The following is a 19,139-nucleotide window of genomic DNA, read 5'->3' as shown; positions in this document are numbered from 1 at the left end:
GGCAGTTGTGCTCCTGGAGGTAAAGGTCGACTTCATAGATGGCGACATCGAGCATGGCTTTACCGACATCAATGCCGACGTGTCGCTCGGTGTTTCTGGCTTTAGCGTTGGTAGTTGTATTCATGGCTCACCCTTGCTAAATTCGGGCTCGAGGCCCCTTCGACTGTTCGAGTTAGATTTGGAGTCAGCATGGCGCTCAGGCTGGTTAACGGGCTAGACACTGTCTGCGCGAGCGCATGCATCGAGCTGCCATGCTGAAAACCTGTTGCTGCAGGTTTGGGTCTCACTATATCGCTTGGGGTAAACGGTGAAAATAAGAGAAATTCCATCATACAAGTCGCAGCAGTACGCGGCCTACGGCCTACGGCCGCCGGACGTCCCTGACGGGCCGCCGCTGTGCTTCGCGTTAAGTACCAAGAGGAAATTGAGTGCTGAAATTTGATATAGGCGATAGTTGCTTCAACTATAGAAGCGCTGCCGTCATTATCCATGATGATCATGTTCTTATACATAAATCTGAAACAGACGATTTCTGGGCATTGCCTGGAGGAAGAGTTGAGTTTTTTGAGACTTCCGAAGACGCAATTGCTAGAGAAATTCTTGAAGAGTTAGGAGTTGAAGTAATAGCACGTCGTCTATTGTGGCATGCCGAAAATTTCTTTGAATATACGGGCAAGAAGTATCACGAGGTCTCAAACTACTTTCTAGCCGAATTTTTAGAAGTTCCTAAGATAGTGTCAGAAAGAGACTTTCCAGGTGTTGAGGTCGATCTCGATCTAATTTACCGTTGGGTGCCTATTTCGAAGCTTTCCGAGTATGTAATAAAGCCGAGATTTCTCATTGAAGGCATACAAAAAATGCCATCATCGGTCGAGTACATTAAGTTCAGCGAGTTAGGTACTTAACAAAAAAGGCATCGGATGCTTCGCACCGCTGCTTTGAGCGTTATGAGTCTTACGCGCTATGAAGATTTTTAAGATAGCTCTTTTGGCATTTTTAATATCCTCTTGTACAAGTAACGGAACACGCGGCGAAGACTTTAGCTGGATTCTCACTGCCAGCCCAGAAAGTGATGCGATATCCGCTGCTAAAAAGGGCGATTATAGACTCATTGGTATTTCTGGCATGCTGGTTAATGAAGTCCCGCTTTTAGATAAAAATTGCGAGTATGACAAAAAGGTAAAGTATTTGAACGTAGATGACGTAATCGATGGTTACGCTGAGAAAAGGTATCAGGTAATCGCACCGATATACGCTGAGTCCTATAACTACCATCTCATCAAGTATCTTCGTAAAAATGGTGTAGAAATATGCAACTCATAACAAGCGACTGTGACTCTAAATAGAGCTCTTTCTCCTCGCATGGAATAGCTAACTTAGCTTTATTGGCATATAATTCCGCATTTTTTAGTGATGATTCATTCATGGCCATAACACCTACTTCCTGCTTGCTGATGCGAGCTCTGTGATGTGAAGCACATACTTAACTTCGCATTGGTGTAGTTATATGTCGGGTATTGCAATAGGGTTTACTACAGTTTTATTATGCGGCCTGTCTGAGGACTACGGTAATAATGGTCTCTAAGTAACTTCAGCAGCTGCCTACCGCTGAGAAGAGGTGGCATTGCTTTTATTAAGAAATAGTCATCAACGGAGGATGTGTTAATGCCTGCCAACTTATCGATTTCCCAACAAGCGCGGAACGCGCTCGCGGAGCGTGATCTAGAGCGATTCTGGGAATTGCGGATGGAAAAGCGCGACCCGGTAGCCAGAATTGGCTACGCCCTATGGGTATCCAGTGCAGAGAAACTAAAGAGAACGATTGAAGGGGGTGACCCTGTATATTGGAACCATCGGGGGTATGCTTATTGGGATGCAATGGCCCGCTCCACCGTCGTTAATATTGCTGTTGGTCTAGAGCGAGGCGGCTTTCGCGGTAGCTTTATTGAAACTCGCGATAAAATTCGTGAGATCGGCTTGAAGGTGGCTCGTTGGCACGCGATCTATGTTAACCACGATTATCAAAATAATATTGGAAGGGTTCCTGGCCAGCTCAGCCTTCAACAAATGGCCGATTATCACCATCAAGTATTTCGTGAGTTCAATATTCCCGCTGATTTCTATGGTGGTACTTGGCTTAGGAGTGTCCCGGACCCGGTTGAACTCTCGGTGTATGGTCATCTGTACTGTCACGACTGTGACACACCTCGCGGATATAAAGGCATAGGACAATGAAAAAACTGTCTGTCTGGCAAGTTGTCTTGTTGCTGACAATGATCTCGGCTTGCAAATCCGCGGAAAGTCAAAAAGAGTGGTGTGTACCGGAGATGTTCTTAGCGCCTTCGAATTTTATCTCCGGGAACAGCCGAGATACTAACTTCGATGAGCCGGAAGAAGGGGGCGGCCCCACACTCTTTTTTCCGGCTGAGTATCTCGCCGAGCGAGTCTCGGGGTATGAGGCGACGGTAGAGTCTTCAGGTGGCAGCACACTAAAGCAGCCTATGCATGTCAGTATATCTTCCAAGGCCTATAAAGCTACAACTTTTGAGGCGAACCAAGCGTGGAGGTTGACGGAGGGGGTTCCTCTGTACTCTAGTTCCTCCAAAGATGAGTTTGGCTGGGACGTATTTGTTAAAGGGACTTCCCACGACTACTCGTTCTGGGGGCAGTGCTACGATGATTTTGAGGGTGGCTTTACCTGTATGCGAACTTTTGAGCATGCAGGCGAATACCTGACCTACAATGTAGATAAGGTCAATGTCCACTCATACACGGGTATCGATGAACTCCTAGGCGAAAAGGTCGCCGAGTGGAGGTGTAAGTAGGGAAGCTCAGTCTTCTATCTATGATCTGCTCCTACGGACATTGTGAGTACAGTAATAGTTGGTGGAGTGAATATATGAAGGATTCTCTGTTAACAGGTTTCGGGATTGCTTCAGGTATAGCGATTTATGAAGCGGTCGTTCATGGGCTGGCTGAGGTAGATTGGTACCGGGTTATATTCATAGGCGTGTTTTCCATTCTAGCTATTGCCTTATTCACATCAGTGAAGCGTGGCGTATCGAAATGACCGAGAGCGCCCTCGTATGAGAATCGATGGTACGGTTGGCCTCCGGTCTTGCGTTACTACTTTATAGCCGATAATGAAAAGAATCCTTGTGACCGGAAACGCAGGTTCTGGAAAATCCACTCTCGCCCGACGGATATCACTCCTGCTGGGTATGCCCTGCCATGGTTTGGACCGTATTGTTTGGCAGCCAGGATGGCAGAAGACGCCTCAGCACGAGAAAGTGCGTAAGATTCAAGATTTGGTCGAAAAGGACTCGTGGGTAATAGATGGGGTTTCCACCGCCGCACAGGCCCAGGCCGATGTCGTCGTATTTATTGATGTGCCTCGAAAGGTTTCGTTTTGGCGTGTCATCAAAAGAAACTGGCGGTACCTTTTTCGAAGTCGACCGGATCTCCCTGAAAGGTGTCCTGAGGTGCTTATCATTCCGACCCTTTGTAAGATAATATGGGATTTTCCATCAAAGGTCCGTCCCGCGATACTCGATCTGGTTGAGCAAGACGGTTCCGGTAAGGCTTTTTTCCAGGTGAAGACAAGTTCGGAGATCGAAGACTTGCTGTCGGTTATGGAGAGCTGGAACGCCCAACCAGGCGCAGCACTAAACAGCAGAAGGCCGGCTATAGTTCTGCCCAGTGGGGTATAGCTCTAAGTGGTCATCAAGGGGAATAGAATAATTGTGACGGCAATATGTATATAAAGGAAATACCCTCTAGTGCCACTTTCGCCTTAAGAGGTGAAGTGCTTCGTCCCGGTGAGAATGTTTCTAAATGTATTTTCGATGGCGACGACGCTCCTAACACCAGGCACTTTGGTGCAATAGATGACGCTGGCGGTATCAGGGGTATTGTCTCTGTTTATCGTAATGGGCATCCCAGTATCGAGGATGCCGATGTCTATCAAATCAGGGCGATGGCGACAAGTCCGGCCTGTCGCGGGCAAGGGGTGGGAAATAGGCTCCTGACTTCTGCCGAAAATTACGTGAAATCGCAAGGTGCGGGTTTGATCTGGGCCAACGCCCGAACTTCGGCGGTTGAGTTCTATATCAAAGCAGGTTACCGAGTGGTTTCCGAGGAATTTGTCATTGATGGTATTGGCGCTCACTACCTCGTTACAAAGGCGTTGGTATAAGGCCCTCGCTATGCCCCATTTATGGGAGATGTTATACAAAAAAACGTGGGGCATTTCTCGCGAATCTGGATGCAGTGTCAGTCCCCCACTTTAGCGGGACAGTGGTCTACTGTCCCGCTAAAGTGGGGGTAGATTCAAACGGTAGTGAATCTGATTTCAGCCTTTTTTGAAGTAGCTTAATCCATTATTTTTCTCGTTGCATTCCTCGATGTGACCTTTGTAATCGGCAGTGGCGTCCAGTTCGGCGTCGGGGTCGAACAGCCAGTAGTTGAATGTAAAGGTGAGTGTCACGCTGGCTCCGGCGGCTAAGCTGGATACACTCTGTATATCATTCGCATTGGTAGCGGGATCGATAACCCGAGTATAAAATGTACCGGCCGCCGATCCGCCGATGTTTGAGACAGTCACATCCACCAATGAACCGCCGTTGGTATTGTCCCAGACCGGGTCGGCGATATTGACCACAACCAGATCGGGTTGCTTGCAGGTGTTTTCCTTTGGGCGCACACACTCGCACATAAAGAGTTCGCTTTTGAACGGCTCGTAGCCGGCGGGGTGGACAAAACAAACTGGGTAGTCATCGAACTGGTTGCCGTAGAGCCAATGGGACTTAGGGTCGTCGATGCTTTCCAGGATGATTTCCTCATCACGGGTGACTTTGCAGACATTGGTTCTTCGCGTCTGCTCGTCTATATCAGAGCTTTGCTCGCTCTCCGACCGGGCGCCAACCCAGGTTTCGCAGGCGCGAGGGCAGGTTAACGGTCCCTTTCCTTTATAAAAATTCGGGTACCATCCAGCTTCATAATTATTCATGGACAGATCCTGAATTGGATCAGCATGCAAGAAGGGGGCAGATAAAAGAGTGGCGGAAAGAATTAGCAATTGAATAAATCGTAACATACGATGTCTCCTCGCGCCGTTGGCGCATCGTTAAACCTCACAATCAGCTATCTTGATAATGGTCGTAATTATCGAAAATTCTGGAAGCTAACCGGAGGGTCCTTAGGCTTTATCGAGTTGGGATAAGAAAGGGCAACATCACGACTTACGGTTCTCGCGTTTCGTGAGTTGCACGATGCCGAAGTGACTTAATAATACAAAGCACCGAAGCATAAACAATACTAGCAACGAAATTGGGGGTATTCAAAATATTGGTCGGCTTAATACTTTATCCCATTGATGTTTATAACTATTATGGCTTTTGTCTCTATAGGCCTACCTCTTTTTTTGGCGCTTAAGCCCCTTATTTCGTACCAATTTCTTCGAAAGAAGTACTGTATGTGACTTATGGCAAAAAATAGGCTCAATATTACCAATTAGGGGGCATACTTTTTGGTTCAGAGTTTTTCTCGTTTCTTTTGGTTTATTTTTCTGCCGTACAAAATTACGGTGCAAGTACTCAATGGTAAAGTTAGACAATAGAATCGGAACCTCTAACGCTATCGCTCCGTTGGAAGAATAAGGAATTAGCGGAGAGGTGATCGATGCCATAATTAGGAGAGGCGCCCGAACTGGACGCGGACCCGGAAAGTCAACGCCGCAACTGACTGGTCATGTATTGCATGAGATGATTCCTCTAGTTGTCGTGCTGGGTATAAGCACGTAGGGGAATTATTTCAGCTCTCAAATTTTAGCTTTGCCGCAGAGCGGCTTCGTTCCACAAGCAGTTCCAGTATGTTCCGGAATCTTCGGCGTCTCTGCAAACAGCCTACGTGAGGCTTCGCTGCAGGCTTCCGCCAGAAAGAGAGTTATGTGTCCAATTTACCCACGGAAGCTGAGAAACTACATAATATTGTGGCGTGGCCGCGTCTTCCAGCCGCGGGGATAGGTGTTTTCGATTTATAAAGTGGTCGCTCAAGGGGTTGCCGCGTAGGTTGAGAGGAGGACGTAGAAGCAAAGATTGTTGTATGCGTTTGCTTTCTATGCTGGACGCAGCTCCTCAACTCAACCTACTCTTCGGCATGCGGTTTATGTTCTCGATTTTCCGCGTCTTGGCCTATTTTAATGTTGTACTTTGTTGCGCATAGGACGCTTTTGCGGTGTACGATCGTTGTTGTCGCCAGTGGTGGGCGAGCCGATGGTGCGTGCAGCTTGTACTTTACCCATGACTTTCTTCGGGTAGCCGGAAGCGATGCCGCCGTGGTCTTCACAGAATGCGGTGGCAGAGTTGTGATTGGGTGGCACAGAGGTTTTGTTGGTGGTGCCGTCGTTGCACTTGAGAATAAAGCCGTCGTCGCTGTTGCCGTTAAGTTCGTAGGCGGCGGCGTTGGCTGCCAGTAGGGTGGCGAGTGCTGTCAGAATGATGTTTTTCATGGTTTTGCTCCCGAGTGGGTTGTGTTGGGTTGTCGTGCTTGGCCGCACAACGCGTTCATCTGTATGTCGGGGCGACTACGGGAAGGGTTCAAAATAATTTGAATAAATTTGGGGGGTACTCAATCGCGGTGTTCACGCTTTAGGCTATATTCGCCGGGTAGCGCTGAATAGGCGGGTGCGGGCGGTATTCTTCAAGACGGATCGGGTATGCCGTCATGGCCGGGAGGCCGGTAATGACTGGCACGCAAAATGCCTTCGTCCTTGAAAGTCGTCATTTCGCCCTCACCTATATGTCAGTTTAAGGCTCTCTCGACGGCAGAGCCCTTCTTCTTTTAACGGCAACCACCGGCGGAATAGAACACTATGGGAACTCTCCTCAAACCGTTTCAACAGCGGACTTTCTGGCAGCTGGCGTCGCTAATGGCGCTTATTTTGGTGTTGAGTGGCTGTGGGATCAACAGAATCCCCACGTATGATGAACGAGTCAACGCTGCCTGGGCACAGGTGGAGAACCAATATCAGCGCCGGGCCGACCTGATTCCGAATCTCGTGGAGACCGTCAAAGGTTTTGCGGCCCAGGAAAAGGAAACCCTGACTGCCGTGATGGAAGCACGCTCCAAGGCTACCTCGATACAGGTGGATGAGAGCATTCTCAATAACCCCCAGAAGCTGCAGCAGTTCCAGCAGGCCCAGGGCGAGCTGAGCAGCGCGCTGAGCCGGCTGATGGCGGTGTCTGAGCGCTACCCGGACCTGAAGTCGAATCAGAACTTTCTGGCGCTGCAGTCCCAGCTTGAGGGCACGGAAAACCGCATTGCCGTGGCGCGCCGGGATTTTATCCAGGCGGTAGAGCGCTACAACACGGAGCTGCGTACGTTCCCGGGAAAAATTTGGCATAGCCTCCTGTATAGCGATCTTGAGCCCCGCGCCACGTTTGAAGCGACCACGGAAAATGCGGATCAACCCCCCGCGGTGGATTTTTGATGATGGATTTACTCCGTAAAAGCCCGCTGCTGGCGTTGCTGCTGTTGCTCCCGGCCATCGCCTGGGCGCAGTCAACGCCAGAGTTTCCCGAACTGACCGGCCGGGTCGTCGACCGGGCGGAGATGCTCGCTCCAGAGGTGGAGACACGCCTCACCCAGATGCTTCAGGCCCACGAGCAGGCCAGCACCGAACAGGTTGTGGTGGTGACGCTGCCGGACCTGCAGGGTTTCCCCATCGAAGAGTACGGCTATCAATTGGGCCGGCACTGGGGGATCGGCCAGAAGGGCAAGGATAACGGCGCCTTGCTGATTGTCGCGAAGGACGAACGGGATATCCGCATTGAGGTGGGTTATGGCCTTGAGGGCCGGCTCACCGATGCGCAATCCTCTGTGATCATCAATCGCGTGATGACTCCGGCTTTTCAGCAGGGGGATTTTCAGTCCGGCATTGTGAACGGTACCGCCGCTATTATTCAGGTCCTTGGGGGAGAGCCGCTGGCGGTTCCTCAGGGTCAGCCGACCGGTAAGGGGCAGGAGAAGCCCAATCTCGGTATGGCGGCGCTGTTTCTGCTGATTATGGTGTCGGTAGTGATCTTTCTCGGTGGTCGTGGCGGCGGTGGCGGTCGCGGAGGTGCGGCCCTGGTCAGCGCCGCGTTGCTGGGTGCCGCCATGGGCGGCCGAGGTGGTGGCGGCTTCGGCGGTGGTGGTTTTGGCGGCGGCGGAGGCGGCTTCGGAGGCGGTGGCGCCTCCGGCGGCTGGTAACGCCGCCTTGGTCTATGAGCGCTGAACTCCCACAACCGACGATGAGACGCAAAGAATCATGACTTTACTCAACAAAAGCGATCAGGAAGCCGTTGCCGCTGCCATCAACGACGTGGAGCGGGAAACCGACGCCGAACTGGTGACCGTGCTGACGGCACAGTCCGATAACTACAGCTATATTCCCTTGCTCTGGGCCGGCCTTCTGGCACTGCTGGTGCCGGGCATCGCCAACTACTTTGGCAGTTGGCTCGGGGCCGACATGCTGTTGCTGGTGCAATGGGGAACGTTTATTTTGCTGAGCCTGTTGTTCCGACTGCCCGGCATCAACACCCGCCTGATTCCCCAGCAGGTGCGTTACTGGCGCGCCTCCAACCTGGCACGGCGCCAGTTTCTGGAGCAGAACCTGCACCATACCAAGGGTGCCACGGGCGTACTGATTTTCGTCTCCGAGGCGGAACGCTATGTGGAAATCCTGGTGGACCAGGGCATCGCCGATGTGCTGGATAACTCGGTGTGGGAAGGCATAGTGGCGGACTTTACCGCCAAGGTGCGCCAGGGTGAGACCCGCCAGGGATTTCTGGATTGCATTGCCGCCTGCGGCAAACTGTTGAAAGAGCACGTACCCGCGACCCAAGAGCGCAACGAACTGCCCAACCACTTGGTGATCCTGCCATAGCCCCGGCGACGCAACAGCGGTGGCTATGGGCATGGAGCCATAGAAACCTGGAGAACCTATGAGCTGGTTATTGTCACTTATCTCGGGGGTCGTATTGGCCCTGGGTTTCGCCGCGTTGGCGAGGCTGGTCAGGCTTGATCAGAAACGGTTGTTCGCGCCGGTGCTCTTGGTTGTGGTCGCCGTCTTCTATGTGGGCTTTGCCCTCGCAAATGGCAGCTCATTGATCATCATTCAAGAGCTCACCGCTGCTTTCCTGTTCCTGATCCTTGCTCTCGTCGGCGGTGCTTTCTATATCCCTATCGCCATCTTCGGCCTACTGTTGCACGGCGTCTTCGATGTCTTCCACAACAATTTCGTCTCTAACCCAGATGTGCCTACCTGGTGGCCGGCATTTTGCGCGGGTTTTGATGTCACCGTGGCGTTTTGGGTCTGGTGGCTGTGGCGGCGCGGTAAGGCGAGGATTGTGCCGCCGGGAGAGGAGCCCTGATGTGATCGGCCCAGGCTGTTGCCGATGGAGGCTGTGGGGTTGACAATAATGGCCGTTTGTTAAAGAGTCATCAGTCATGCCGTCGCGGCTTAAACTCGGGAAATGACGATGGGCCTGGTCGAGACAATACTGTTGTTTGCCGTGATGACGGCGTTGGCACTGGTTCCGAGCACCAGCGTCGCCTTGGTGGTCGTTCGATCCTCAACGGCCGGGTTTCTGAATGGCGGTGCTGTCGCGGCCGGAGTCGTGGTCGGCGATCTCATTTTTGTTTGTCTCGCGGTTCTTGGCATGGCGGCGTTGGCCGAAGCGATGGGCAGCGTCTTCTTGGTTCTGAGATATCTGGCTGGCGCGTACCTCGTCTGGTTCGGTATCAGCCTTATGAGGTCTAAGCCCTCGTTGAAACTGAAGACTCCCGAGCGGTCGGCGTCGACCTTATCAGCGAGTTTCCTTTCCGGATTATTTCTTACTCTTGGTGACGTGAAGGCCATACTGTTCTATGCGAGCCTGTTTCCCGCGGTTGTTGACCTGGCCGCGATCACGGCTTCGGATATCGCCATCATTGTTGTTCTGACTATCGTGGCGGTGGGCGGTGTCAAGTTGGGTTATGCGTACTCGGCCACGAAAATCGTCTCCTTCTCCAGATCGTTTAAAGGAGCGCGAGCTATAAAAGCGAGTGCGGGTGGTCTTATGGCGGTCACGGGCGCCTATCTAATTGTAAAACCGTAATTCCGAGAGCGAGGTGTAGCTTGGTCGTTGCTCGTAAATTCTTTCAGCGGCGCTCTCGAAGGCAGAAGAGATGAGGCAGGGACCACGCGTTTTGCGTCGATCTGAAGGCCTGTTAGGTTTTTAAGAGATAGAAAGTTTGCTAACCTCCTCGTCTGTCTTAATAAAAAGGTGAGTTTATGGGTGGCATAAGTCTTTTCCAACTGTTAATAATCTTGATTGTTTTGGGGTCTTTCCTTATTCCGCTTTTCCTCACGGTCTTCTCAAAGCGTGCTAGAGGGGCCGAGAAATTTGGTTGGTCAATATTGGTATTCTTCACGTCATGGATAGGCTACGCGGCATTTTTAATCGTTACACAAATAGTCAATTCGAATAGGCAGCAATAAACCTAACTGGCGACTGTGACCACTGGCCACTCCTTAACGAGGCCGGGAGCCAATCCTGGCAAGCCTTAGCATATTCAGCTTGGCATAAACCTGTTTTCTTTTGTGGCGGAATGATCAATGACACCCAAAAATACGAGCTCTGAGTTCACTGCCGAGCTGCTTTGCCCTGAGAGCCCGGGCGACGACCAGCCTTGGGCATTCGTGATTCTTCCTAAAGAGGTCAGCGAAAAACTGCCCAGGCGAGGACGTGTCACGGTGGAGGGTAGTGTTAACGGTCATGAGTTCCGTGTTCTTTTGGAGCCTGATGGGCAGAAGAGTCATTGGTTAAAACTCAATGCTGAGCTGCTCCTGCGGTCAGGCCTGGACTTCGGCGACGAGGCGCATTTCGACGTCGAGGCCGTCGACCAAGAGCCCGAGCCTGAGGTGCCCCCGGATTTCCGGGAGGCGTTAAATGAAGCCCCCGAAGCGAAAGCGACCTGGGATAGTACAACGGCCATCGCCAGGCTGGACTGGGTTCATTGGGTGACGTCGGCCAAGCAGGCGAAAACCCGCGCAAAGCGGATCAACGATGCCTGCGATATGCTGGCGTCGGGTAAAAAGCGGGTTTGTTGTTTTGATCCGTCGGGCTATTACAGCAAGGCGTTCAGCGCACCCAAGGCCGTATAGTGTGGTGTTGCTATCGCGGGATGTTCTGAGGAGAGGCGCTCGGGTCACGACCTCCCTGTTAGTGACCCGAAGCATTATGCTTTAGAGGGGTTACTCGATAATCCCCACGGTGTCCATGTAGTAGTCCGTGTAGGTGTTGTACTGGCCCCGCACCCATACCAGGGCGTCTTGCTTCTCGCCCGGAACGAACATGGGACGGATGTTGTGCCGCGCCGGGTCGTGAGTGACTTGGTTCCATTCAACGGTGGAAGTGTTGTCTTCCTCGCCGATATGAGCACGGAAAATCTGATGCTTGCCTTCCAGAGCCGTTCCGGTGGAGGGGTTTACGTCGGCTGAAATGGCCACCTCGGTCGGGTCCTCCGGGTTGAGGGTAATCAGGCCGGTATAGCTGGCCTCTCGCTCGTACAGCTGGGTGCCGGCGAAGGCGACTTCGCGGTCGATCCACTTTTCACCGTCCCAGGAGGCGATGCGGTAGCGTTGGTCGGTGTTGCTCAGGTAAAGGCTGTAGCCAATGTGCGGGTGGCCCTGGTCGTCGAACACGAGCGAGCTGGTCCAGGCGCTGTTGCGGGCGCTGAGCTCGTTACTCCGGAAGCCTTCTCCGCTACCTTCGAACACGCGTTCCGCCTCTGAGGGTTTGAGGGGGCCGTCTTCCTCCAGGTTTTTGATGAAGGTGCCGTCGGCTTTGTAGAAGTTGCCGTCTCTGAACTCAGCGTAGTAGAGGCTGGTGCCGTAGACGCGCGGGTGGGCATCGGTGAAGGACACGCCCACCGTGTCCTTGTTGTTGCTCGCGTAGCGTGGGTAGGGACGGTTGCGGCCTTCGACTTCGCTTTTGATGAAGTGAATGGCGTCGCCCCAGGTTTCACCGCCGTCGTTGGAGGTGACAAGCGTCGGGTTCCACTCGATGCCGCGGTAGAAGTTGTAAAGCGTGTCTTCGTCCTCGAGATGGAAGAGGTTCATGTAGGTGACCGGCTCGTCGGCCTTGATGGTGAACTCTTCACCCCACTGCAGGTAGTCATCCGGCTCGGAAAAGCGGTAGTAGTGTTTGTTCTCAGTGCTGTGCCGGGCGTAGACGGCCAGGATGCTGTCATCCTCACGGGGGTAGAAGGCGGGGGCGTTGTGGTCGTCGTGGTCGAAGTGCTTGTGCAGGGTGGTTCGCCCCAGGCGGACGTCGTTGCCGAGGTCATACACACCCACGGCGGCATCGCCGATGCCGTTGCCGGCCACACCGCCCACGATGAGGCGGCCGTTGTGGATGATGGCGCGCGGGTCCTGAAACCAGCACCAGCCACCGTTGTACATGAAGGTCTGGATGGGGTCTTCAAAGTACTGGGCGCCGACTTCGTCCATCTTGAGCATTTTGTACAGCTCCGAGCCGGCCGCCAGGAAGGCGCCTACGCCGTAGACTTCGGTGTAGTCAGGGAAGGAGTCGCCGGGGGCGGCGCCAACCGGTTGGACGTGGCCCAGCAACCCTTCGTCGGTGACGGCGGCGGCCAGTGCTTCCCAGGCGCGCAGTACCACGGGCTCGTAAGTCTCACGGTCCAGTATGCCCTGGTTGATGCCCCAGGCCAGGCCGAAGGTGAAGAAGGAGGTGCCGCTGGTTTCTTTGATCGGGTAGCCTTCAGTGCCGCCGAGCAGACCCATGGACCAGGTGCCATCTTCGCGTTGAATGGTTTTGAGTTTGCGCGCCATTTGCTTGTACAGCGTCAGGTAGAAGTCGCGCTCCTCCCAGGTGTGGGGCAAGTCGGGAATCATCAGCGCCAGGCCGCCAAACACCCAGCCGTTGCCGCGGGACCAGTAGATGTTCTCACCGTTCTTCTCACTTTGGTCAAAATAGCTCGAATCCCGGAAGAACAGGTGGTCTTCCTCGCTCCAGAGCAGGTCGTAGGTGGCCATGTACTCCTGGTGCATGAACTCGAGGTACTTGTCCTCGCCCGTGACTTTCGCCAGGCGAGCCCATACCGGCGGTGCCATGAACAGGGCGTCGCTCCAGCCCCAGCGGTCGTGGGCGTGGGTGTTTTCCGCATCCCAGACCAGCGTGCCGGTTTTCGGGTTCTCCAGAATCCAGTCGAACTGCTTTCTGGTCGGCGTCAGCATCTCGGGGTCATTGAAGTCCTCGTACAGCGAGAGATAGAACTGGCCCACGGTGTGGTCGTCGGCGTGGTAGGGGCGCCGGTGCAGTTGCCAGTCATTGCGCTCGCCGATCATCATCAGCCATTCGGTGTACTTGGGGTCCTCGGCGATTTGGCGCCACTGGTTCATGCCCGCGTAAAGCGCGCCGTTGTGCCACTCCAGGTCGTGGTACTGCTCCCGGTTGGCCCACTCGGGTGGGTCAGTGGGCAGAGCGCGGTATTTGCCTTGCTCCTCGAAATGCTCGATTTGCCAGTCGGCGACTTTTTTGGTCAGGGCCTTGACGGATTCGGGGGTGATGTCGGCGGTTTGTGGTGCCGACGCATGCTGGCAGCCAAATAATAGCAATAGCGTGCCCAGGGACAGTACGCGCGCGAAGAGTCTCATGCGGTTGTTCTCCACTCTCGGGGTTTATTGTTTGAGGTTAGTCGTTGATGTGGAGTGAATGGTAGCATCTCAATTAATACAATAGTACATATTCGGCTACTCGAGGTGCTCTGGCGGCTCCCGCTTTTCAAAAGCCGCTCGAACCTGTTCCTGGTCCAGATTGATGGCCCGGATGGGGTAGGGAATGATGATGCCCTCTTCAGCGTAGCGTTTGTGAAGCGCTTTTAAAAATGCGGACTTTATCCAGAAGCGGTTGAAGTATTCCTTGGCTCTGAGCATCACGGTCAGATTGATACTGGAACTGTCAAAGGTGTGGAAGAGCACGAACGTCTTATAGTCATCCACACCCCACTCGTGCGTCTTTAATACGTGCCGGGCGACTTCCAGGGTTACACGCTCGACGTGGTCCAGATCAGAGCTGTAGTGAACACCCACTTCCACCGGCACTGACAGTTCTTTCTCTGGGTAATAGTAGTTGATGATCTTGGACCCGGATATCAGGCTGTTGGGCACGATCACCATGTTGTTGGGCAGCATCCGGATCCAGGTGGAGCGCCAGCCGATGCGCTCCACAAAGCCCTGCTCTCCCGACTCGATCTCAATAAAGTCCCCCACCCGGATGGGTTTATCCATCACCAGCTGCACGCCGGAGAAGAAGTTGCCCAGGGTCGGTTGCAGGGCCAGAGCGACGGCAAGTGAGGTAATGCCCAACGAGGCGACCACGGGGGTGATGGAGATGCCCGCCGTGCCCATGAGTATCAGCAGGCCCAGGCCCCATATGATGCCACGGGTGATTCCCAGCAAAATGCTGCGGCTGCTGCGCAGCGACTCGGAACCTTGTGAGTAGGCGTCAATGGCGCCGCTACAAAACTGATCGACAAACACTATGATGGCGAGAATCAGCAGGAAATACTCGATAGGGGCGGCGTAGGTGGTGATGTACGCTGAGCTCAGTCCGAGCTGGGCACTGGCCGCCTTGAACATTGCCACGGCAACAAACAGGATGAGAAACGTGAGTGGCCAGGAGAGCGCCGAGAGAATCAGAGAGTCTATTGTGAAGCGGCTGCGCCCAACTACCGCAACGGCCCGCCCCAAGATGAGGCGCTTGATCAATAAAAGGAGCAATAATGTCGCCAGGGCGGTGCCGGTGGCAATAACCCAGGGGTTAAGCAGGTGTTCACTGAGGGGAAACTTGTCCATTCACCGATCTCGTGGTGATGTGTGGCTATGTTGAGATATGCAATTTCTATACCCCAAGACTTTTTTCGTTAACGAGGGTTGAATCGAGCCCGATGCGCTAAAATGGGGAGTCTTTCCCCGAACAAGAGCCCCATTATGCTGAGCCGGGTCAGAGTCATTAGTGGTTGCTGCGGTTGGTTACTGTCTGGCGTGACAGGCTGCCTGCAGGCGCAAGCGGTGCCTCAGCCTCCTACTGTCGTGAAAATTCCGCATATGGAAGTGGCTGGTCTGCACCGGCAATACGCCAATGCGCTGCTTGAGATGACGTTGACATTATCAGAGCGACGCTACGGCCCCTATGAGTTGGTTCGGCAGACCGGTGAAACGGTGATTAAACGTCAGCTGTTGGAGCTGGAAAACGGCGACAATCTCTCCGTGGCTATTTCCATGCCGATGCCCGAATGGTTGGAGAAAACCGAGCGGGTGCCGCTGCCAATCATGAAGGGGTTGGCGAGCTATCGCCTGTTCTTGGCCCGCCGCAAGAACGTCGCGGCCTTCAACGCCATCGACAATCTGGATGCACTGAAAAAGCTACGAATCGGGCAGGGCCCCGGTTGGTCTACAGGAAAAATCCTGGAGGATGGTGGCTTTAAGGTGGTCTATGGCGGTCCCTACCCTACGTTGTTGCCCATGTTGAATGCGGATCGCTTTGACTTGCTGATGCGCAGTGTCTACGAAGCGGCAGCGGAGCTGAAGCGATACCAGCCGGATATGCCGGAGCTTGCCGTGGTTGACGGTATTGCCTTGTACACCTACTTGCCAATGTATTTTTTTGTTTCCAAAACCCAACCTGTGCTCGCCGAGCGTATCGAATACGGTTTGGCGCTGGCGTACAAGAACGGGCAGTTGGATGAGCTTTTCAACCGCTACTTCAGTGGGTCCCTGGCAATGTTGAACCTCGAAAACCGAAGGGTTTTTTACTTGCCCAACACCAATATTGACCCGAGTTTTTACGAAAGTGATAAGCCCTACCTTCTCAAGTCGGTTCAGGCGGGCGCCGAGTTTCGATAGCGTCATTCCCGCTTACCCGCCTGCGGTACTGGGAGGGGGTAATGCCCTCCAGTCGTTTAAAGAACCGCTGGAAGGCTGACTGGCTGTTGAAGCCGGATTGCAGGGCGATGTCCAGTATGGTCTCCTGGCTGTCTTCGGATAACCGTCGTTTCACTTCCTCCACCCGATGGTAGTTAATAAACTCAAAAAAGTTTTTGTGGTGGTGGGCGTTAATCAGTGCCGAAACCTCCCGGGGCCTGAGTCCGCAGTGGGTGGAGAACCGCTCCAGGTTGATATGGGCGTCCAGGTGTAACTGATGGTGGGTTATGGCCCGGTCAATCGCCTGCAGTTTTTCCCCGCTTTCATCAATAATGGGCTTGTGCTCGGTGGCCGGCTCCGGTATTTCAGGCAAGATCAGCGTCTTGCGTCCGCTGACCATGGCGAAGATGAACAGGCCGTTAATCAGTGCCACCGTCACGTAGTTGCTGATAATCCCCATGGTTTCGTTCAAGTCACTGTTGACGTAGCCGGAGATCCAATAGGCCACAAACGCCCATAGCCAGTGAAGGGAAAACCCGCCCAGAATCAGCTCGGCCCAGCGCAGTTCCCAGTGGGACAGGTTGGCGTAGCGATGTTTGAGCTGGCGGCGCAGCCGATACTCGGCCAGGCAACAAAGCGCGGCGTATACGAGGGGCTGGCACTTGTACGCGGCCCAGATGCCCCGCACCAGACGGTTTTCATACTCTGGCAAGGCGGGCCAATTCCAGGGCAGCCAGTCCGCCAAGGTAATATCAGCGCTCAATATGACGGTGGCGGCGGCTGTGGCGGGTAAGTAGTGAGCGAGTGTTCGCCAGGATCTCACCGTCACGGGGTGGGTGAGTGACTGCATATACAGATAAAGCGTGGGGCCGAGCGACAGCAGTCCAAAGGCCAGCAGGGCGGGAGTGGTGACCGACCCCGACAATGGCGTACTTTGCAGGTGAGGGTTCCAGACAACGAGCGTACAGGCCAGAATGACGGCGATCTGAAACAGCAGAGCAGCCAGCAAGCGGTGGGAGGGAAGGCGATCGCGGGGGAGCACCAAGACGCCTACACCCAGTAGCAGCGACTCGACCACGGTGATGACCAGCACCACTTCGTGGATGTTGAAAAGAGACTCCTTCATTATTATTAGACTCATTTTTGGACAAAAGTGTGACCGAGTCGGCTACCCACATTGCCGGGTTGCACAAAGTGGGTAGCCTCAAGGCGGCGGATACCGCTCAATAGAGCTCCGGCCGTTATCCTGCCGGTAACTTCATAATAATACCTTCAAAGGAGGCTCGCGATCATGACCTTATCACTCACTCGACGAATGTTGTCGGTTCTCTCGGCTCTGGTTCTTTCGGTATTCACCTTGGGCGCCCACGCGGATGTGGCGCCAATCACGACAAGCGGCAACCAACTGCTGTTTGGCGGCACGCCCGACAGCATAGCCGGGCCCAGTCTGTTCTGGAGCAACAATGGCTGGGGCGGTGAGAAATATTACACCGCTGGGGCCGTCTCCAGTGTCGCTCAGGACTGGAATGCGCAGCTGATCCGCGCCGCCATGGGCGTGGATGAAGAAGGCGGCTACCTGGAGGACCCCGCCGGTAATTTGAGCAAAGTACGAACCGTGGTGGACGCCGCCATCGCCAATGATATGTATGTGATTATCGATTGGCACAGTCACCATGCCGAGGACTACACCCAAAGCGCGATCGATTTTTTCGAGCAGATGGCGTCCGAGTATGGCCAGTATGACAATGTGATTTATGAGATTTATAACGAGCCACTGAGCGTGTCCTGGAGTGGCACCATCAAGCCCTATGCCGAGCAGGTGATTTCGGCCATTCGCGCCATTGATCCGGACAATCTGATTATCGTCGGTACGCCCACCTGGTCTCAGGACGTGGATGCGGCCGCCAACGACCCCATCACCAACTACAGCAATATTGCCTATACCCTGCACTTTTACGCGGGCACCCATACTCAATACCTGCGGGACAAAGCGCAGTATGCGTTGGATCGGGGCATCCCTCTGTTCGCCACTGAGTGGGGGACGGTCAATGCCGATGGTGATGGCGGCGTCGCCTATAACGAAACCACTGTCTGGATGGATTTCTTTGAGCAGAACAACATCAGTCACGCCAACTGGGCGTTGAACGATAAGGACGAAGGCGCCTCTGCCCTGGTGGCAGGAGCCAGCCCCAACGGTGGTTGGTCCGACGGGCAGTACACGGCCTCGGGCACATTGGTCCGGGACATCGTTCGAAACTGGAGTGACAGCGATACCGGTGACAACGGCTCTGGTGGCTGCTCGGCCGTGGCGGTACCGGGAAAGGTCGAGGCGGAAGACTATTGCTCCATGAGCGGTGTGCAGACCGAAGCCACTACGGACAGCGGTGGCGGTGACAATGTCGGCTGGATTGAGTCCGGAGACACAATGACGTACGCCATTGATGTACCAACCGCCGGTATTTACGAGGTGAACTATCGGCTCGCGTCATTGGATAACGGCGCTTACTTTAACCTGGAGGCCGCAAACAGCGGCACGGTGCTGGATGTGGTGCAATCCTCGGCCACCGGCGGCTGGCAGAACTGGACGACTCTTCAGCGCGAGGTGGATCTTCCGGCCGGAGAGCAGGCGCTCACCTTGCGAGCAACGGGAGACGGCTGGAATATCAACTGGTTCGAAGTCGTCGAGCGCAATGGCTCCGGTTCCTCGTCCAGCCAGTCCTCCAGCTCCAGCCAATCTTCAAGCAGCGCTTCAACCAGCGTTCCCAGTGGTTCAGGGTGCAATGCCGACAACGCCGTGAGCAGCGGTGGAAGCACGGTGACGGTTTCACAGGGCCAATGCGTGTCGTATCAGCATGGCAGTGGCCAGCTGCGTCTGGGTAGCTGGAACGTGAGCGAGGGTACGCTGTACGACATCACCAACTGTAATGGTCAGACACTGAGCGACGTGGCGCAGGTGGTAAATGGCTTTACCGCCGTGTCGACCGGAGCCAACCATTGCACGCACTACATATATGTCAAACAGGCGCCCTCCAGCTATACGCTTCAGTTTGGTAGTTGGTAAAGGCATTGTTTCGAGCTAACGTCTCAATGTAAAAACGGCGGGCCTTGCCCGCCGTTTTTACGAGGGGGTGCTCGAATCGAGTCCGGCGGATGGGGTAAACTCGCGCTA

19 protein-coding genes are annotated in these 19,139 nt (G+C 54.1%); 14 read left to right on the top strand and 5 right to left on the bottom strand.

Translation table 11 applies throughout. The features are described from left to right. The first annotated feature begins 428 nt into the window (after window positions 1–428). The 6 genes from G547_RS0114175 (at window position 429) to G547_RS0114145 (ending at window position 4,195) form a co-directional block, all read left to right on the top strand. Window positions 429–905 (top strand): NUDIX hydrolase, encoded by a 477-nt coding sequence (locus G547_RS0114175; protein WP_027330424.1) that lies wholly within the window; start codon window positions 429–431, stop codon window positions 903–905. Between the two features lie 58 nt (window positions 906–963). After that, the gene (locus G547_RS0114170) at window positions 964–1,323 is read left to right on the top strand and encodes a hypothetical protein (protein WP_027330423.1); all 360 of its coding nucleotides are present in this window, start codon (window positions 964–966) and stop codon (window positions 1,321–1,323) included. Between the two features lie 342 nt (window positions 1,324–1,665). Continuing rightward, window positions 1,666–2,235: a hypothetical protein gene (locus G547_RS0114165; RefSeq protein ID WP_211224565.1), complete on the top strand. Its 570-nt coding sequence runs from the start codon at window positions 1,666–1,668 to the stop codon at window positions 2,233–2,235. Then, on the top strand, window positions 2,232–2,825 hold the full coding sequence (locus tag G547_RS0114160) for a hypothetical protein (protein WP_027330421.1): 594 nt from the start codon (window positions 2,232–2,234) through the stop codon (window positions 2,823–2,825). Before G547_RS0114165 ends, G547_RS0114160 begins: the two co-directional genes overlap by 4 nt. Window positions 2,826–2,899: 74 nt before the next feature. Continuing rightward, complete coding sequence (locus tag G547_RS23465; RefSeq protein WP_157209887.1) at window positions 2,900–3,070, top strand: hypothetical protein; 171 nt, start codon at window positions 2,900–2,902, stop codon at window positions 3,068–3,070. Window positions 3,071–3,805: 735 nt separating this feature from the next. Next, window positions 3,806–4,195 carry a GNAT family N-acetyltransferase gene (locus G547_RS0114145; protein WP_169449456.1) on the top strand — a complete coding sequence of 130 codons (390 nt, stop codon included), beginning with the start codon at window positions 3,806–3,808 and terminating at the stop codon, window positions 4,193–4,195. A 156-nt stretch (window positions 4,196–4,351) separates the two neighbouring features. On the opposite strand, the gene G547_RS0114140 is transcribed toward G547_RS0114145, so the two are convergent. Beyond that, a complete protein-coding gene (locus tag G547_RS0114140; protein WP_027330419.1) occupies window positions 4,352–5,095 on the bottom strand; it encodes a CARDB domain-containing protein in 744 nt (247 codons plus the stop codon). A 1,101-nt stretch (window positions 5,096–6,196) separates the two neighbouring features. Continuing rightward, a complete protein-coding gene (locus tag G547_RS0114135) occupies window positions 6,197–6,508 on the bottom strand; it encodes a hypothetical protein (protein WP_027330418.1) in 312 nt (103 codons plus the stop codon). A 363-nt stretch (window positions 6,509–6,871) separates the two neighbouring features. Between G547_RS0114135 and G547_RS0114130 the strand changes: the two genes are divergently transcribed. From G547_RS0114130 to G547_RS0114100, 6 genes are all read left to right on the top strand, one after another. Next, complete coding sequence (locus tag G547_RS0114130) at window positions 6,872–7,489, top strand: LemA family protein (protein WP_027330417.1); 618 nt, start codon at window positions 6,872–6,874, stop codon at window positions 7,487–7,489. Then, window positions 7,489–8,250, top strand: coding sequence for a TPM domain-containing protein (locus G547_RS0114125; RefSeq protein ID WP_027330416.1), 762 nt, complete (start codon window positions 7,489–7,491; stop codon window positions 8,248–8,250). Before G547_RS0114130 ends, G547_RS0114125 begins: the two co-directional genes overlap by 1 nt. 58 nt (window positions 8,251–8,308) lie before the next feature. After that, on the top strand, window positions 8,309–8,926 hold the full coding sequence (locus G547_RS0114120) for a TPM domain-containing protein (RefSeq protein WP_027330415.1): 618 nt from the start codon (window positions 8,309–8,311) through the stop codon (window positions 8,924–8,926). Between the two features lie 58 nt (window positions 8,927–8,984). Continuing rightward, window positions 8,985–9,413: a DUF6010 family protein gene (locus G547_RS21585; RefSeq protein WP_051235499.1), complete on the top strand. Its 429-nt coding sequence runs from the start codon at window positions 8,985–8,987 to the stop codon at window positions 9,411–9,413. A 108-nt stretch (window positions 9,414–9,521) separates the two neighbouring features. Next, entirely contained in the window at window positions 9,522–10,139 is a 618-nt protein-coding gene (locus G547_RS0114110) for a LysE family translocator (RefSeq protein WP_027330414.1), read from the top strand. A gap of 500 nt (window positions 10,140–10,639) precedes the next feature. Beyond that, on the top strand, window positions 10,640–11,188 hold the full coding sequence (locus G547_RS0114100) for a YdeI/OmpD-associated family protein (RefSeq protein WP_027330412.1): 549 nt from the start codon (window positions 10,640–10,642) through the stop codon (window positions 11,186–11,188). Window positions 11,189–11,278: 90 nt separating this feature from the next. On the opposite strand, the gene G547_RS22790 is transcribed toward G547_RS0114100, so the two are convergent. Continuing rightward, complete coding sequence (locus tag G547_RS22790) at window positions 11,279–13,702, bottom strand: glycoside hydrolase family 88 protein (RefSeq protein ID WP_051235497.1); 2,424 nt, start codon at window positions 13,700–13,702, stop codon at window positions 11,279–11,281. 96 nt (window positions 13,703–13,798) lie between these two features. Beyond that, a complete protein-coding gene (locus tag G547_RS21570) occupies window positions 13,799–14,902 on the bottom strand; it encodes a mechanosensitive ion channel family protein (RefSeq protein WP_036188747.1) in 1,104 nt (367 codons plus the stop codon). A gap of 135 nt (window positions 14,903–15,037) precedes the next feature. Between G547_RS21570 and G547_RS0114080 the strand changes: the two genes are divergently transcribed. Beyond that, window positions 15,038–15,952, top strand: a complete 915-nt coding sequence (locus G547_RS0114080; RefSeq protein ID WP_027330411.1) for a substrate-binding periplasmic protein — start codon at window positions 15,038–15,040, stop codon at window positions 15,950–15,952. On the opposite strand, the gene G547_RS21565 is transcribed toward G547_RS0114080, so the two are convergent. Beyond that, complete coding sequence (locus G547_RS21565) at window positions 15,918–17,096, bottom strand: AraC family transcriptional regulator (RefSeq protein ID WP_051235495.1); 1,179 nt, start codon at window positions 17,094–17,096, stop codon at window positions 15,918–15,920. The genes G547_RS0114080 and G547_RS21565 overlap by 35 nt on opposite strands. Before the next feature lie 165 nt (window positions 17,097–17,261). Here G547_RS21565 and G547_RS21560 point away from each other — a divergent pair, with 165 nt between their 5' ends. After that, entirely contained in the window at window positions 17,262–19,031 is a 1,770-nt protein-coding gene (locus G547_RS21560) for a cellulase family glycosylhydrolase (RefSeq protein WP_157209885.1), read from the top strand. Window positions 19,032–19,139: the final 108 nt, after the last annotated feature.

The sequence above is a fragment of the Marinimicrobium agarilyticum DSM 16975 genome (assembly GCF_000423345.1).
Taxonomy (GTDB): domain Bacteria; phylum Pseudomonadota; class Gammaproteobacteria; order Pseudomonadales; family Cellvibrionaceae; genus Marinimicrobium; species Marinimicrobium agarilyticum.
This window is presented reverse-complemented; position numbering and strand designations above follow the sequence as displayed.